Here is a 16684-nt window from a genome sequence, read left to right as displayed (position 1 = left end):
TGATTTCTATTTATAGATAATACGGTTCAAGAGGAGACTCTTATGGAAAAATCTTGCATTTTAGTTTATTCTGGTCAAGGCGTTTCTCCGTACTATCTTCGACACACTATACGTTTTCTTAAAGAGATGCTTAATTTTTTAGAAATCGAGAGGGAAGTTCGTCGTGTTGATGGGCAGTTCATTCTTTATGATCCTATTTGGGAGGAGACAGCAAGTCTTTTAGTTTTTCCTGGAGGTGCAGATATTCCCTATCATAAGCTTCTTCATGGCTTGGGGACTGCTCGTATTGCAGAATTTGTCCTTGAAGGGGGGAAGTATCTTGGAATTTGTGCAGGGGCTTATTTTGGTGCTAAGGAGCTGTATTTTGAAAATCCCAATGGTTGTATTTTATCTGCTGGTAGAGATTTAGGGTTTTTCCCCGGGCTTGCTAAAGGGCCGGCCTATGGAAATATTTTTTCTTATACAAGCCCTATTGGTGTGAGGGCTTCAAAACAAATTTTCTCTGAGTTTGGGGAAGGATATGCTTTGTTTAATGGGGGGTGCTTTTTTGAAGTTGCCGAGACCTTTTCTGACGTTTGTATAGAAGCTCGTTATGCAGATCTTCCTAATCAGCCTGCAAGTATTATTTCTCGTCGTATTGGTCAAGGTTTCGCAGTTCTATCTGGGCCACATATTGAATATTTACCCGATTATTGTAAACAACTTCAAGAAAATGTTAAGGAAGCTAGAGCAATCTTAAAGAAAGAGTCTTATGCCTTGAATTGTTACCGATTAAGCCTTCTTTCCCGTCTTTTATTACATTGAAAGAAAATGTTAAGAATTGGTTGGTGACTGTTGTTGGTTTGTACCTTGCTTACTTTGGCAATATGTTTTTATAGTAGATAACAATTCTTCTTCAGCTTCTGTATTCATATCGGAAATAGCCAGAATTTCCAAGGAGATATCTTGAGAATTAGATTCTGGATAATACGATTTTTTCAATAGAGCCAATGGAGAAAGATTTCTGTAGTAATAATTTTTTTCTACAAAATGTTTCCAATAGTCTTCTGGGAATAATATTTGAGATATGTCTTCACCATATTGAATTTGTTCTATAGCAGAGAAAAACGCAAGCCACTCTAATTGTCTTACATTTTTGTGAGCGCTTCCTCTAGTAAGGGGTTTTATAACCAAAAATTGTTGAGACTGCGAGTTATGCAGTAGTGCGGTGTAATAAAGTAAAAACTGCTGTCGAAACATTTTAAATAGACTATGTTGAGGAGTCGTAGAGTGTTCTAAAATTTCTGAGTTAGAAGACATAACAAAATAATCATGATTTTCAAGATCTTTTTGTTTTGAGTATCGCAGAATTTCACAGGGGTTAGCTTTATTATCAGGTGGTAAATCTGTATCGACTATTTGTTCGCAGTAAGTTCTGAAAACAATATCTTTTATCTCAGTTGTTAAAGCTTGTTGAAGATCTTTATGTGAATTTAGAGAAAGGAAAATATGAAAATTTATATTAGGATGTGTGAGAACAATTCCTTCTGAGGTCTCTTCTTGAGTCCAGCTACTTAAAATTGATTTCAAAAGAAAATCTGGATCTTTAAGAAAGACTTCTTTCCAGGTATCAAAATTCGGAAAGAAGTTTTCTTCCCCATCTAGTTTGTATTTATGGAGATGAGAAGGAGTGGTTGTTAAGCATGCTTTAAGATTTTTAATATCTTGAGGAGGGGCTGTGGGCGTAATTGAGGGTAGAAGAGGAGGTTCTTTAGGAGTTTTTTTTATAAGCCTATCTCGACAGATGAGTAACAGGATTGCACAAATCAAAAAAAAACCAATGGTCGCTATAATTGCAAATACAATCATAGGAGGAACAAGAAGAGAGGCTAAAGCTAGAATGCATGCTACTATAGAAACAAATAAAATATTAAGAACAACTATAGAAAAATATGTTTTATAGAAAGATAAAGAACAGTGTTGCCGGAAGTTGGGGGACTCTATTGCTGTAGAGGCGGCTTGAGAAGGTAGAATCTTTGTCATAAAAGACTCGTTAACGAAAAAAACTCCGGAGGATGGGTTCGAACCAACGACCAATGGATTAACAGTCCACTGCTCTACCGCTGAGCTACTCCGGAACAATCATAACGTCGAGATTTTATAGAAAAATTAGTAAAAAGTCAAACTGTTTTGGGAGAAGTACACACTGATTATTTGTTAGCTTTAATGAAATAATAGTTCTCTTACGAATCCCATAATTTCTTCAGTAGGTCTTGGAGTGATTTTGGATTCTTTAAATTGGTCTTGTAATTCTGAATATGTAGAGTGAAAGTGCTCTCTTGCTTGTTGCGAAAGAGGTTTAACAATATCTCCTGGAAGATTGAGATGATATAGGCTTTCTTCTACGGCAAGGTAAAGAAGAGAAGCTAAAGCTGTAGAAAGAGTTGGAAGAGTAACAGAGCTACTTTTCGTACCATGAAATTCCAAGGACGGAACTGCTAAAGGTGAGAAGTCTTTGTTATGAGAGCGAAGTCCGTGTACTCGAGTATTAACGAAGATACAGCGTTTTACTAATATAGGGGCCTTATCTAGTTTAGATGTAGAGGAGGCTTCAGAATATGAGATATTTTTTATCGGAAGAAAATTTTTCCATAGCAAAGACCAGTTAGTCTGTGTTCCATGATTATCATGGGGAAATATTGTAAAATTTGCTCCATGCACTAGTAAATCAGAAATTTCGATTTTTTTTGCTAAAAGCATTGAAATAAGAGAAAAACGAATATTTATGTATTCAATTTCTGCTGCGTAAGGAAATCGCTCTGATGGTAAAGCATTATAAATGCATAAATGGCGTATTTTAAATCCCGAGGTTTTAGGGGAAATTCTGCCTATAGATACTTGAGTATGTAATTGGTTTGATAACCAATTTTCTACGATACTTTCTTTTCTCAGCCAAAAATAGCCAACAAAACAACAGCCTAAAAAGAATAGGTTTTTGAGGAGCTTAAACATGCTTAAGGATTGAGTTAAACGAGCTAATCATTACGATAGAACAAGGAGAAAATAATACAAAATAAAAAGGTCTTTTTCTCCCAAAACGAAGAAAAAGACCTTTTATTAAAAGCTAGAGATTAGATTTCTCTACAGATTAATAATCCATTCCTGCTCCTGGCATTGCAGGAACTGCTGGAGAAGATTTATCTTCAGGAATATCTGCAATTAAAGCTTCGGTTGTTAGGAGAAGTCCTGCAACAGAGGCTGCACTTTCTAATGCAGAGCGGGTGACTTTAGTAGGATCTAAAATACCTGCCTCGATCATATCTGTATAAACATCTCGCAAAGCATCATAGCCTTCATTTGCAGATCGTGCTAACACCTGTTGGCAGATAATAGCGCCTTCTTTTCCTGCATTAGTAGCAATTTGTTTTAAAGGAGATGTTAATGATTTCAAGATAATACGTGCACCGATTTTCTCGTCATCATTTGTAAGAGTTGAAAGGAAATCTTCCAAAGCTGGGATACAGCGGATTAAAGCTGTTCCTCCACCAGGGAGAATGCCTTCTTCAACAGCTGCAAGAGTTGCATGTTGAGCATCATCTACCCGATCTTTTTTCTCTTTCATTTCAATTTCTGTTGCAGCTCCTACACGAATTACAGCAACTCCTCCAGAAAGTTTTGCTAAACGTTCTTGGAGTTTTTCTTTATCGTAATCTGAAGTGCTATCTTCAATTTGCTTTTTGATGATTTCACAACGAGATTGAAGATCAGCTTTATTTCCTAAACCTTCAACAATTGTTGTGTCTTCTTTTGTGATAATAACTTTTCTAGCTTTCCCTAGCATTTGTAATGTGGTACTTTCTAGCTTCATACCGAGTTCTTCACTGACGAGTTGACCTCCAGTAAGAATGGCAATATCTTCAAGCATTGATTTTCTTCTATCTCCGAAGCCTGGAGCTTTGACAGCGCAGACTCTAAAACCTGCTCTAAGTCTGTTAACAACTAGTGTTGCTAGAGCTTCGCCTTCGATATCTTCTGCGATGATCAATAAAGGTCGTCCAGACTCTGCAACTTGTTGTAGAACTGGAAGAAAGTCTTTGATACCAGAGATTTTTTTATCGTAGATAAGAACATGAGCATCTTCCAATACACATTCTTGTGTTTCAGGGTTTGTAGAGAAGTAGCTAGAGAGATAACCTCTATTAAAATTCATTCCCTCAACAACATCAAGAACTGTTTCGAAACCTTTAGCTTCTTCTACTGTGATGGATCCATTTTTTCCAACTTTTTCCATAGCTTCTGCAATGAGATTACCGATTTCAGAGTCATTATTTGCAGAAATTGTAGCAACTTGAGCGATTTCTTTATGATGTTGTACTGGTTTACTTATTGATTTTAGTTGATCAACGACAACTTTAACAGCTTTATCGATACCCCGTTTAAGATCCATGGGGTTAGCTCCAGCTGTAACATTTTTTAGTCCTTCGCTGTAGATAGCTTCTGCAAGAACTGTAGCTGTTGTGGTTCCATCGCCAGCTTTGTCAGCAGTCTTACTAGCGACTTCTTTTACCATTTGAGCTCCCATATTCTCGTGTTTATCTTCGAGCTCAATTTCTTTAGCAACGGAGACTCCGTCCTTAGTAACTTGGGGAGATCCAAAGCTTTTATCAATAACTACGTGTCTTCCTTTGGGACCTAGAGTTACTTTTACAGCGTCTGCTAAAGTCTTAACTCCCTTTTGAATTTTCTTTCTAGCTTCTTCGTTATATTTAATATTTTTTGCTGCCATCGTTATGCTCCTTAACTTTTCTATGATCTATGAATGGGGTTATTTATTTGAGAATGGCTATAATCTCGGAGGACTGTAAAATGACGAATTCTTCGTCATCGATGGTGATTTCTTGGCCTGCGTACTTGTCCATTAAAACGATATCGCCAACTTTGACTTCAAAAGGAAGAATTTGGCCATCATCATTACGTTTTCCTGTTCCTAAAACAAGAACCTCTGCTCTATCTTGTTTCTTTTTTGCTGTGTCTGGCAAGATAATTCCACCTCTAGTAGAGGAGTTCTCTTCTTCCCTTTTGACAAGAATCCTGTCTCCCAAGGGTTGAATTCGGAGAGTCGTTGCTTGATCTGACATATTATTAAGCTCCTTATGTTTTACGTTCTAAGAGACTTCGTGAGTTTTGAGGTTACGATAACAAAAGCCTCATTTTTTATCAATATTTTTAGCGTTCTCGGTATGCGAGTGCTAAAAATCCTCTAGTTTGATGCAAGTAAGTGTGTTAAAGCATCAATTTGTTTGGATATAAACGAAAATGCTTTGTGTATCGGAGTTATGGTTGTCATATCTACTCCCGAATTTTTCAAAATATTTAAAGGATAATCGGAACCGCCGCTTTTTAGAAATGACAAGTAAAGTTCCAAAGCTCCTTCTTCGTGAGAAAGAATTTTTTCAGTAAAACATAGTGCTGCTATAATTCCCGTTGCATATTGATACACATAGAAATTATAGTAAAAATGAGGGATCCTAGCCCATTCTATGGATGATAGGGAATCAAAAGTTACAACTTCTCCATAAAATTGATTTTGCAGATTTTTATATGTTAGAGAAAGAAATTCTTCTGTTAGAGGTATTCCTTTCTCTGCTGCTGTGTGAATTTCAAGCTCAAATGCTGCGAAAAAGACTTGTCGGAATATAGTTGCAAAAATTGTATCCAATGATCGCGCGAGTATTGCGATTTTTTCTTCTTTAGATTGATCTGCTTTGATTAATGCATCCATAAGCAGCATTTCATTTAATGTTGATGCAATCTCTGCTAGAAAAATAGGGTATTGAGCATTGTGGAAAGATTGGGTGTTCCTACTGAAATAGGAATGCATGCTATGGCCTGCTTCATGAGCAATAACAGAAACATCGTAAAGAGTTCCAGAATAGTTTAAGAGAATATAAGGAGGACTGTCATAGCAGCCAGAAGAATATGCCCCTGATCGTTTATTTTGATTTTCGTATCTATCAACCCAGCGATCTGAGAGTAATCCTTTTCTTAAGATTTGGACATATTCTTTTCCTAAAGGTTGAAGACTGGAGCAAATAAGATCCACTCCCTCTTCATATGTATATGATCTTCCTTGAGATAAACTTATTGGAGCGAAAACATCATAGAAATGGAAATCATTAATCCCTAGAGCTTGTTTTTTTAAAGAAAAGTATTTTGTAATTAAATGAGAATGCTTTTTTGTCTCATCTATGAGATTAGTATAAACTGCTACGGGGATATTGTTCCCAAATAATGCTGCATCCAGACAAGTATCATAATTTTTTGCTTTTGAAATGAACAGATGTGCTTGAACTTTCCCGTTAAGTAGATTAGCAAACGTGTTTTTGTAGTCGTAGTAACGTTGGTTTTGTGCGAGATAAGTTGTTCGTCGTAATTCTCGATCTGTAGACTGCATGTAAAGAGAACTTAGAGCGTGGGATAAAGGGTGAGTTTGTTTTTGGGAGTCTTGGGCTTGACCAAAAGGAATATCTGAATCATTAAGGGAAGAGAATGCTTTACTAGAGGTTTCTAGAGCTGCATACGAAGATGCAAGAATTTTCTCTTCATTTGAGGTTCCTGTATGTGGGGCAAGGCGAAAAATCTTTTCTAAATAGAACTTATAAGTTTCAAGACTAGGATGAGCAAGGATTTTAGTGATATTTTCTTTAGAGAGAGCTATGAGACTAGGTTGTATCCAAGAGATTTCTTCAGAAAAAAGCGTATAAAGATAGGTAGCAGACCTTAGATCTGCCACAGCTTCTTGATTGGTAATATCTTGATCGTGAATTAGGTGTGCATATGTATAGAGTTTATCTAACTGTCTTTCTACAGCGAACATATGAGTTAACAAGGTACTTAGAGATTGTGGGTCTTCAACATTGTATTGGGATGCAGAAAGTTCTGGCCATATAGGAGAACACTCTCTTTTAGAACTACAAAGATCCAGTTCTTGTTTCCAAGCTTCTCGATCACTGTACAGAAGAGAAGTATCCCAACAATCGACCTGAGATACTTGTTGCCTTGGTGGAGGAAGCTTGTGTTGCGTTTCTGTCGCCATGAGAATCTCTCCCCGTATGATTGTCGTAGATAATAGAAAGAGTACTATAAGATAATTCTTAGGAAAAAGCCAAGAAGGAATTTTTAAATTCATAAGGTCTAAAAAGGGTTATTTGTATCAATGAATGTTGTTGTTAAATCAAATTGATTTTGTAAATATTGAGCTAAGGCTTTAGGCCCAACTTTCTCAGTTGCTGTATGACCAAATGCTAGAAAATGAATATGGTTTTCTCGGGCTATTGACCAGGCTGGTTCATCAAAATTTCCTGTAATAAAGCAATCTACTTTACATGTTGCTGCATGAGTCAATTCTTTATATGCACCTCCAGAAACTAGTGCTGCGGAAGAAACTTCTTTAGGCCCCCATAAAGCTTTTCCTTTTATAGGCTCTGAATAATATTGTGAAAGTTGTTCTATGAAAACTTCTATGGGTAAGGGAGAAAAAGAACCTTGAACTCCAAGATGAGGGAATGAAGAACCGAATGGTTGTAGGTTTCCCCATTGAAGATCTAAAGCCGTTTTCCAGTTATTTCCTAGGGTTGGATGTGCGTCTAAGGGTAGATGGTAAGCTAGAAGGTGGATATTATGCTGAATCAAGCGTTGAATGCGCTTATATAGAGTTCCTATTATAGGATAAGACATACCTTTCCAAAAGAGTCCATGATGAACAATAAGAACATTAGCTTCTAATTGTATTGCTTTCTCTATGGTTTCAAGATCCGCGGTTACTGCTACTGTTATTTTTTCTATTGGAGTAAAAAGATTTCCTACTTGTAAACCGTTAGGGCCGTAATCAGAGAAAGTGCTTGTTAATAGAAGGTTATCAAGATGTGCTAGAAGATCAGAGATATTCATAAAAAGAGAAGTCTTTCTTAGATTTTGAAAAGAACTTTTTTACATTAGGTTACATGAAATTTTTTAGCAATTCCTACTTGGTTAGCTTCTTACATGTGTTAGTAAAAACTATTTCAATTTTTTTATCTTTGAATAGTTTATAAGCTTTGGATTATTGAGTTACGATTAGTATCAAGTGTCTTTTCTTTTAAAGATTATATTTGGTGGATTAGAAATTGCGAAACACAATGAAATCAAATGTCTTTATAGAGAAGGAAAAAGTTTATTTCTTGGTTTTATGAAAGTGTTTGAGTGACAGAGCTTAGTATATTTACAAGTTTCTCAATATATTTTAGGAAGCTTATAAATATAAAAAATTTTAAGTTGCTTGAATTTTTTTGCGATAAGGATGATAAGGATTTCGATTTGAGTTTTCCCTACCATATTTGGGACAATTTTATATAAAATATTTCTTTTATCTCGCTTGTTTGTAATGTTTAGAATCTTCTTTAAAAGCTGATGTTATTTGACTGTCTCAATAAACTGTATTAAAAATTCTTATCCAAAGTAGAGATAGACACTTTGTGTGTAAGGATCTTTGTTATAAAAAAGTAAGTTATGTATGGAACGCGATCCTTATCTTTTAGCCAAAAAAAAATTAGCTCGAGAAGCTGTCTCTCAAGTCCTTTCAGGGATGACTTTAGGTCTTGGAAGTGGGTCTACTTCTAAAGAGTTTATTTATGCTCTTGCTAAGGTTATTCAAAATCAAAGTGTAGTGGATATTTATGCTGTAGCGTCTTCTCGAGATTCATATGAGCTTGCTCAACGTTTAGGTATCCCATTAATTGAGTCTGAAAACTTCTCTGAAATAGATCTTGTTGTTGACGGTGCAGATGAAATTGATTCACAGTTACGTATGATTAAAGGAGGAGGAGGAGCAGTATTTCGTGAGAAAATACTACTTCAATCTGCAAAGCGTAGTATTATTCTCGCGGATGAAAGTAAAAGTGTTTCCATCTTAGGAAGTTTTGGGGTTCCTTTAGAGATCGCTCCTTTTGGTAAGCTTGCTACCGTTTTCGAAATAACTCGTTTAGGGTATCAGGGAAAATGGCGCTGTACAGAAACAGGAGAGCCTTTTGTTACGGATAATGGGAATTACATTTATGATATTCATTTGCCTAAAAAATTCCCAAGTCCTGAAGAAGATTTAAGAAAACTTTTACAAATTCGTGGTATTATTGAGGTGGGGTTTGTTATAGAAAATGTTGAGGTCTGGTTTGGAAACAATCAAGGTCAGATTTATAAAAAACATTTTGGAGCTGCATGAGTTTCGAAAAAGAACTTCTAGAAGAAATTCCCCTAGTATTGCTCAACTTTTATAAATTAGTGAGCTTTTGTCATTATGCTGGGATTGTTTTGGGTACAGAAGAGAAGAAATTCTCTATATATGGTCATGTTTCAATGGGGCTAGCATTTCAAGGTGTAGATTCTGAGCCTTCAATTTCAACGTCTCTTCCTTCTTTAGATTTTCCTCAAGAGCGCCCTTTAACTCATGATGTTTTGAATTTCATTTTTTCTGGGTTTGATATTCGTGTATTGCGTGTGGTTATTAATGACTACAAAGAAAATATTTTCTACACAAGAATCTTTCTTGAACAAAAACAAGGAAATGCTTTGTTTGTTGCGGATATTGATGCTCGCCCTAGTGATAGTATTCCTTTAGCTTTAGCTCATAAGGTTCCCATACTTTGTGCCAAAGCTGTTTTTGATGCTGTTATTCCTTATGAAGAAGATTAGAAACTAACCTAGATAAGTTTTATGGTTAAAATTCCTTATACTCAGATAGAAAAAGGTTCTTTACTGATTGCCTCTCCAGATATGGATCAAGGAGTTTTTGCTCGTAGTGTAATTTTACTTTGCGAGCATAGTTTAAATGGTTCTTTTGGATTGATTTTGAATAAGACTTTGGGATTTGAAATATCAGATGATATTTTTTCTTTTGAAAAGACTACTAATGATAATATTCGCTTTTGTATGGGAGGTCCTTTACAAGCAAATCAGATGATGCTTCTACACTCTTTTTCGGAAATTCCTGATCAAACAATAGAGATTTGTTCTTCAGTATTTTTAGGTGGCGATTTGCCTTTTCTTCAAGATGCTGCATCTAGTGATAAAGGAACTAAGGTAAATCTATGCTTTGGTTATAGTGGCTGGCAGGCAGGCCAACTAGAACGAGAGTTTTTAGATGGTATTTGGTTTTTGACTCCAGGATGTAGGGAATATGTGTTTTCCTCAGATCCTGAAAATCTCTGGTCATTAGTTCTTAGGGATATGAGGGGAAAATATGCCTCCCTTTCTACAGTTCCTGAAAACCTTTTTTTAAATTAGACCCTCGTTATAAGAAACGAGCTTTTTCTGGTTATTAAAGCTAGGATGTCTTAAGAATAGGCGCAGTTTTAATTTCGAGAGTTCAATGACATCATTACCTGAAATTTCTAATATAAGTGTTGTACATAGTGAAGCTTGTCAACTGTTTCCTGGAGGAGTAAATTCTCCTGTTCGAGCATGTCGGTCTGTGGGCGTATGTCCTCCAATTGTAGCCTCTGCAAAAGATGATATTTTTATAAATAGTGAAGGCGAGGAATACATAGATTTTTGTGGGTCTTGGGGAGCTTTGATACATGGTCATGGTCATCCTGAGATTGTGGATGCTATTGCTGTAGCCGCATCAAAAGGCTCTTCTTATGGAATAACTTCTTTTTTAGAAATCTCTTTTGCTAAAAAATTACTTAGCTATCTTGGACTTCAAGAGCATAAAGTGCGCTTTGTTTCTACTGGTACAGAGGCGACAATGACCTCTGTTCGCTTAGCTTGTAGTATAACTGGGAGATCAATACTTATTAAGTTCTCTGGGGGATATCATGGCCATGCTGATGTTTTTTTGAATGGAATTTCTATTACATTGGAAAATATTGAAAGTTTAAACGGATTAAAGCTTGATAATGCTTCGTCCCTAACAACTTTGATTCTCCCGTATAATGATTTAGAGTTGTTTCAACAAGTCATGAAGAGTATAGGCTCTCTGGTTGCTGCTGTAATTTTTGAACCTGTGTGCGCAAATATGGGGGTTATTTCTCCTTTGCCAGAGGTCTTAGAAGGAATTATAGCAACTTGTCATTCTTATAAGAGTTTATCAATTATGGATGAGGTCGTTACGGGATTTCGATTAGCCTTTGGTGGAGCCAGAGAGACTTTTCGACTTGAGCCTGATATCACTGTATACGGTAAAATTCTAGGAGGGGGAACACCCGCAGCTGCTATAGTTGCTCATAAGAGTATTATGGACAACCTTATGCCTCAGGGAACTGTGTTTCAAGCAGGAACCTTCTCTGGTAATTCTTTGGCTATGGCTGCTGGCTGTAAGTCTTTGGAGTTATGTAGAAAAGAGGGGTTTTATCAAAAACTAAAAGATCTAGAGCTATTTTTTTATCAACCTATAGAAGATGCTATTGCTTTTCGACAGTTTCCTGTGTCTTTGTCTCGACAAGGATCTATGTTTACATTCTTTTTTAGTGAGAAAGTTCCTACAAATTTCGAAGAAGTTTGTAGCACAAATTTAACAGCATTTAAGAATTTTTACCGCCTAGTATTTGATGACGGAGTATATCTTTCTCCTTCTCCTTTAGAAGCTAGTTTTATTTCCTCAGTACATAAGGAGGAAAATCTTGCTTATGCGCAAAATGTCATTATAGATAGTCTAATAAAACTTTTTGATAAAACAGTAGTTTAGAAGTGTGTGGTTAAGATCGGAGATTTATGGAGGTAAAGAAGAAATTTTATCGAGTTTTGACCCGTCTTCCTATTGGTATTGGTCGTTGGGTTGGATTTAATTATATTGTAGTAAAAAGTATTTCATGTAAGAAGTCCGTATTTAGAGCTATATGTGCTCAAAGCTATGCTATTGGAATTTGTTCTTTACCTATTGTTATTCTTACTGGAGCGATAACAGGAGTTGTTCTCGCTTTACAATCTTACTATCAGCTTGGAGTCTACGGGCTTTCTTGTGCTATAGGTTTTTTTGTTGTTAAGAGCATTTTAGTGGAAATTGGCCCAGTACTTACAGCTTTAGCTTTGTCTGGAAGAGTCGGAGGGGCCATTGCTGCATTTCTTGGTACCTTAAGAATGACTGAACAAATTAGCGCTATGACTTCTCTGGGGGTAAACCCCTTACGTTATTTTGCTTTGCCAAGAATTATTGCTGGAGTGATTACTATGCCAACTTTAGTAATTACTGCCGTTTGGTCTGGGATCTTTTCTGGTTATATTGTTTGTCGTTATGCCTTCCACATTCCTTCTCAAAAATACTGGTATATGGTTATAGGGAATGTATTGCCTGTTGATGTGTTTATGGTTTTAGTAAAATCTTTAGCTTTTGGTTTTCTAATTACATCTTCGGCTTGTTATCAGGCTTTAGGATGTTATCGTCGAATTATAGGAGTTACAGAGGTTACTACTGCAGGAGTTGTAATTTCTTATGTATCTATCGTGTTTATTAACTGTGTTATAACAACTATATTTCATCGATTTTTTTAAGATATGACTCCGTGGATTTGTGTAGATAATCTTTATAAGAGTTACTGGGACGAAGAAGGACAAGGATACTCTGTTTTGCAAGGAATATCATTGCAGATATTTCGTGAAGAAATTTTAGTAATTTTAGGAAAGTCAGGGACAGGGAAAAGTGTGCTTTTAAGACAGATTATGGGCTTAGAGAAACCTGATTCAGGAAAGATCCATTATGATAAGGAGTTTCTTCACAAAGGGAAACTTAAACCTTTAATGATAGGTATGGTATTTCAAGGGGGAGCTCTTTTTGATTTTCTAACAGTTCAAGAAAACGTTGCTTTTGGCTTACAAAACTATAACGAGATCTCAAAAAAGTTTTCAAAAGAAGTTGTAGAAAAAAAAGTTTTACAAGCTCTACAAGATGTTGGCTTAAAATATGCTGCAGAATTTATGCCAAACAAACTGTCAGGAGGAATGATTAAGAGAGTGGCTCTTGCGCGATCTTTGATTTATTCTCCAAAGTTGGTTCTTTATGATGAACCTACTGCAGGCCTTGATCCCATGACTAGTCAGGAAATCATAGAGATCATAGGAAAACTTCGCAATGATCAAAGAGCTGGGGGAGTTATTGTTACTCATGATCTTTCTTTAACTCTGGCTCTTGCAGATCGTATAGCTATTCATCATCAAGGGACTATTGCTAGGGTATATTCAAAACAAGAATTTTTAGAAACGAAAGAACCTTTAGTTCGTCAATTTTTTTGTTTAGCTTCAACATAAAAGATTCAATTTTAGGAGAAATTTGTGATCAAAAAAGATCGTAAATCTTTGTTATTAGGTGGTTTTATTTGTCTTGGTGTGTTGGGATTTTTAGCTGTGTCTCTATTTTTCCCCAGAGCTCATGGTAATGGTAAACAAGAAATTCAAGTGGCTTTTACTTCGGCAGGAGGAGCTGTGCGTGGAATGAATGTATGCTTTGCTGGTCGTGTTATTGGGAATGTAACAGCAATTCATAATATTGTAGACGAGGGAAAGGAAGATTTACAGGGGCATTTGTATTGCTATAAGCTGATATTGAAAATAGATTCTAGTATTCCTGTATATAAAGAAGATTCAATAGCCATGTATTCTCCGAAGATCATTGGAGAACCTATTATTAATATTTTTCCAAATAAAGCTCGGAAGGGAGGAAAGAAAATTTCTTCTCAAGATCTAGTTTTTGGAGAAAGTATAAGTCCTCTTGATAAGCTAATGCAATGCTTGGATAAAGCTGACAAGACTATGTCAACTTTGAAAGAAGAGGTGTCAGAAATCTCTTCTAAAATAGTGAACATTTTAGATGCTGATAAAGAGATGTCTTTAACTGCACATATACTTCTCGCAGCAGAATCTATAGAAAATTTTGCTAAACGGCTTTCTGAATGCTTAGACACTTCGAGAATAGGGAAAATGGATAAGTTTATAGATGAATGTCATGATGTTGCTTGCACAGTTCGTAGCTATGGCCTATTGTATCAGTATAGCCCTAAATGGAAACGTTTACAAAAACGCTTAGAAGAAAAAAATCTAATATCTTCGCAAGAAAAATAGGCAGATTTTATGAATAAGATGTCAGATGCTGTTAGGGAAGCTTTAGAACAAGCTTTTATTTTAGCACAATCTAAGAAGCATACTTCTGTCACAGAAAATCATTTTTTAAAGTATCTTTTAGAAAATACTGAGTCTTTATTCTATCTAATCATTAAGGAGATTCACGCAAATCCTAACTTATTGATTTCTGCTGTGGATGATACTCTTTCTCGAGAGCCTACAATTGTAGATGGTAGTGTCGCCCCCAAACTATCTTCTAGCTTGCAAAATCTTCTTGTGGAAGCAAAGAGTCAAGCTCAAGAATTAGGGGATGAGTACCTTTCTGGAGATCATGTTTTATTAGCTTTTTGGAAGTCGAATAAAGAGCCTTTTGCGTCTTGGGAAAAAACCACGAAAGTTTCTTTAGATGATCTCAAGAAATTAATTATTAAAATACGACAAGGTAATCGAATGGACTCTCCTAGCGCTGAGACAACCTTAAGAGGTTTAGAGAAATATTGTAAAAATTTAACAATATTAGCTCGAGAAGGAAAATTAGATCCTGTAATTGGTCGAGATGAAGAAATTCGCAGAACGATCCAAGTCTTATCGCGAAGGACAAAAAATAATCCTATGCTTATAGGAGAGCCGGGTGTTGGTAAAACAGCTATTGCCGAAGGCCTTGCTTTACGAATTATTCAAGGAGATGTTCCTGAATCATTAAAGAGGAAGCAACTTTATGTCTTAGACATGGGATCATTGATAGCAGGAGCTAAATATCGTGGGGAGTTTGAAGAACGTTTAAAGAGTGTCCTCAAGGATGTCGAAGCTGGAGAAGGGGATAGTATTTTGTTTGTGGATGAGGTCCATACTTTAGTAGGCGCTGGGGCAACAGATGGTGCTATGGATGCTGCAAATTTATTAAAACCTGCGTTAGCTCGAGGATCCCTTCACTGTATTGGTGCGACAACTCTTAATGAATATCAAAAATACATAGAAAAAGATGCTGCCTTAGAACGTCGCTTTCAGCCGATTTTCGTTACAGAACCTTCCCTAGAAGATTCTATCTTTATTTTACGTGGATTACGAGAAAAATACGAAATTTTTCATGGAGTTCGTATAACAGAAGGAGCTTTAAATGCTGCTGTTTTACTCTCTTATCGTTACATTACAGATCGTTTTTTGCCAGATAAGGCTATCGATTTGATTGATGAGGCTGCAAGTTTAATCCGAATGCAGATAGGTAGTTTGCCTCTTCCTATTGATGAAAAAGAACGAGAACTTGCTGCGCTGATCGTTAAACAAGAAGCAACAAAACGAGAAAAGACTGCTTTTTACCAAGAAGAAGCTGCTGCAATGCAAAAATCTATAGATGTTCTTAAAGAAGAACTTGCTGGTCTTCGTTTACGATGGGATGAAGAAAAAAAACTTATTTCAGGACTTAAAGAAAAGAAAAACTCTTTAGAAAGTATGAAATATGCAGAAGAAGAAGCTGAGCGTATCGCAGATTATAATCGTGTTGCAGAACTTCGGTATAGCTTAATCCCTCAATTAGAAGAAGATATTAAAACAGACGAAGCTACATTGAATCAAAGAGATAACCGTTTGCTTCAAGAAGAGGTTGACGAGAGATTGATAGCACAAGTCGTTGCAAATTGGACAGGAATACCTGTGCAAAAAATGCTAGAAGGAGAAGCGGAAAAGCTTCTAATTTTAGAAGAATCTTTGGAAGAGCGAGTCGTTGGTCAGCCTTTTGCTATTTCTGCTGTGAGCGATGCTATTCGTGCTGCTCGAGTTGGATTAAGTGATCCTCAACGTCCTCTTGGAGTGTTTTTATTTTTAGGACCTACAGGAGTTGGAAAAACAGAGTTGGCAAAAGCTCTTGCAGATCTTCTATTCAATAAAGAAGAGGCTATGGTCCGTTTTGATATGACAGAATATATGGAAAAACATTCAGTATCAAAATTAATTGGATCACCTCCTGGTTATGTAGGTTATGAAGAAGGAGGGAGCCTTTCAGAAGCTTTACGTAGACGTCCATATTCTGTGGTTCTTTTTGATGAGATAGAAAAAGCTGATAAAGAGGTGTTTAATATTCTCTTACAGATCTTTGATGAAGGTATTCTTACAGATAGTAAGAAACGTAAGGTGAATTGTAAAAACGCATTATTTATTATGACATCGAATATTGGTTCTCAAGAGCTTGCAGAGTTTTGTGCAAAAAAGGGACGAGAGGTTTCTAAGGATAATGTTCTTTCTGTCGTGTCTTCTGTTTTAAAACAATATTTTAGTCCAGAGTTTGTTAACCGTATTGATGAAATCTTGCCGTTTGTCCCCTTAACAACTGAAGATATTGTGAAAATTGTTGGAATTCAGATGCGCAGGGTTGCACATCGACTTGCTGAAAAACGTGTGTCTTTGTCTTGGGATGACTCTGTAGTACTATTTCTTAGTGAACAAGGATATGATAGTACTTTTGGAGCTCGACCTTTGAAGCGCCTAATTCAACAAAAAGTCGTGACATTGTTATCTAAAGCTTTGTTGAAAGGAGACATTCAACCAGATACTTCTATTGAGTTGACCATGGCTAAAGATGTTCTCCTTTTCAAAAAAATCCCTCATTCAGCGTCATCGGCTTAAT

Annotated in this window: 15 protein-coding genes and 1 tRNA gene; 9 read left to right on the top strand and 7 right to left on the bottom strand. The window is 36.2% G+C overall.

The window, feature by feature from the left end; translation table 11 throughout:
- Positions 1 to 42: 42 nt before the first annotated feature.
- Positions 43 to 804, top strand: coding sequence for a BPL-N domain-containing protein (locus JMS40_RS04160; RefSeq protein WP_201457017.1), 762 nt, complete (start codon positions 43 to 45; stop codon positions 802 to 804).
- Between the two features lie 9 nt (positions 805 to 813).
- Here the strand turns inward: JMS40_RS04160 and JMS40_RS04155 are convergent, their stop codons facing one another.
- From JMS40_RS04155 to JMS40_RS04125, 7 genes are all read right to left on the bottom strand, one after another.
- On the bottom strand, positions 814 to 2022 hold the full coding sequence (locus JMS40_RS04155; RefSeq protein ID WP_201457016.1) for a hypothetical protein: 1209 nt from the start codon (positions 2020 to 2022) through the stop codon (positions 814 to 816).
- Positions 2023 to 2045: 23 nt separating this feature from the next.
- Positions 2046 to 2117: transfer RNA gene (locus JMS40_RS04150), tRNA-Asn, on the bottom strand.
- Between the two features lie 85 nt (positions 2118 to 2202).
- Complete coding sequence (locus JMS40_RS04145; protein WP_201457015.1) at positions 2203 to 2991, bottom strand: hypothetical protein; 789 nt, start codon at positions 2989 to 2991, stop codon at positions 2203 to 2205.
- A 136-nt stretch (positions 2992 to 3127) separates the two neighbouring features.
- Positions 3128 to 4765, bottom strand: coding sequence for a chaperonin GroEL (groL, locus tag JMS40_RS04140; RefSeq protein WP_201457014.1), 1638 nt, complete (start codon positions 4763 to 4765; stop codon positions 3128 to 3130).
- 43 nt (positions 4766 to 4808) lie between these two features.
- Entirely contained in the window at positions 4809 to 5117 is a 309-nt protein-coding gene (locus JMS40_RS04135; RefSeq protein ID WP_201457013.1) for a co-chaperone GroES, read from the bottom strand.
- 122 nt (positions 5118 to 5239) lie between these two features.
- Entirely contained in the window at positions 5240 to 7075 is a 1836-nt protein-coding gene (gene pepF, locus JMS40_RS04130) for an oligoendopeptidase F (RefSeq protein ID WP_201457097.1), read from the bottom strand.
- A gap of 98 nt (positions 7076 to 7173) precedes the next feature.
- Positions 7174 to 7929 (bottom strand): Nif3-like dinuclear metal center hexameric protein, encoded by a 756-nt coding sequence (locus JMS40_RS04125; RefSeq protein WP_201457012.1) that lies wholly within the window; start codon positions 7927 to 7929, stop codon positions 7174 to 7176.
- A gap of 601 nt (positions 7930 to 8530) precedes the next feature.
- On the opposite strand from JMS40_RS04125, the gene rpiA reads away from it, so the two are divergent.
- The 8 genes from rpiA (at position 8531) to JMS40_RS04085 (ending at position 16683) form a co-directional block, all read left to right on the top strand.
- Positions 8531 to 9235, top strand: coding sequence for a ribose 5-phosphate isomerase A (rpiA, locus tag JMS40_RS04120; RefSeq protein ID WP_201457011.1), 705 nt, complete (start codon positions 8531 to 8533; stop codon positions 9233 to 9235).
- A complete protein-coding gene (locus tag JMS40_RS04115) occupies positions 9232 to 9705 on the top strand; it encodes a bifunctional nuclease family protein (RefSeq protein ID WP_201457010.1) in 474 nt (157 codons plus the stop codon). The genes rpiA and JMS40_RS04115 overlap by 4 nt, the downstream gene beginning before the upstream one ends.
- A gap of 21 nt (positions 9706 to 9726) precedes the next feature.
- On the top strand, positions 9727 to 10296 hold the full coding sequence (locus JMS40_RS04110) for a YqgE/AlgH family protein (protein WP_201457009.1): 570 nt from the start codon (positions 9727 to 9729) through the stop codon (positions 10294 to 10296).
- Between the two features lie 85 nt (positions 10297 to 10381).
- Positions 10382 to 11698 carry a glutamate-1-semialdehyde 2,1-aminomutase gene (hemL, locus tag JMS40_RS04105; protein WP_201457008.1) on the top strand — a complete coding sequence of 439 codons (1317 nt, stop codon included), beginning with the start codon at positions 10382 to 10384 and terminating at the stop codon, positions 11696 to 11698.
- A gap of 26 nt (positions 11699 to 11724) precedes the next feature.
- The gene (locus JMS40_RS04100) at positions 11725 to 12501 is read left to right on the top strand and encodes an ABC transporter permease (protein ID WP_201457007.1); all 777 of its coding nucleotides are present in this window, start codon (positions 11725 to 11727) and stop codon (positions 12499 to 12501) included.
- A 3-nt stretch (positions 12502 to 12504) separates the two neighbouring features.
- Positions 12505 to 13254 (top strand): ABC transporter ATP-binding protein, encoded by a 750-nt coding sequence (locus JMS40_RS04095; RefSeq protein WP_201457006.1) that lies wholly within the window; start codon positions 12505 to 12507, stop codon positions 13252 to 13254.
- Positions 13255 to 13278: 24 nt separating this feature from the next.
- The gene (locus JMS40_RS04090) at positions 13279 to 14064 is read left to right on the top strand and encodes an MlaD family protein (protein WP_201457005.1); all 786 of its coding nucleotides are present in this window, start codon (positions 13279 to 13281) and stop codon (positions 14062 to 14064) included.
- 9 nt (positions 14065 to 14073) lie between these two features.
- Complete coding sequence (locus tag JMS40_RS04085; RefSeq protein ID WP_201457004.1) at positions 14074 to 16683, top strand: ATP-dependent Clp protease ATP-binding subunit; 2610 nt, start codon at positions 14074 to 14076, stop codon at positions 16681 to 16683.
- Position 16684 lies beyond the last annotated feature (1 nt).

Origin of the sequence: Chlamydia sp. 17-3921 (genome assembly GCF_902705545.1) — a bacterium.
In the GTDB taxonomy this organism is placed as follows: Bacteria; Chlamydiota; Chlamydiia; order Chlamydiales; family Chlamydiaceae; genus Chlamydia.
Note: the sequence above shows the minus strand (reverse complement) of the source record. Positions and strands in the feature narration are given on the sequence as shown.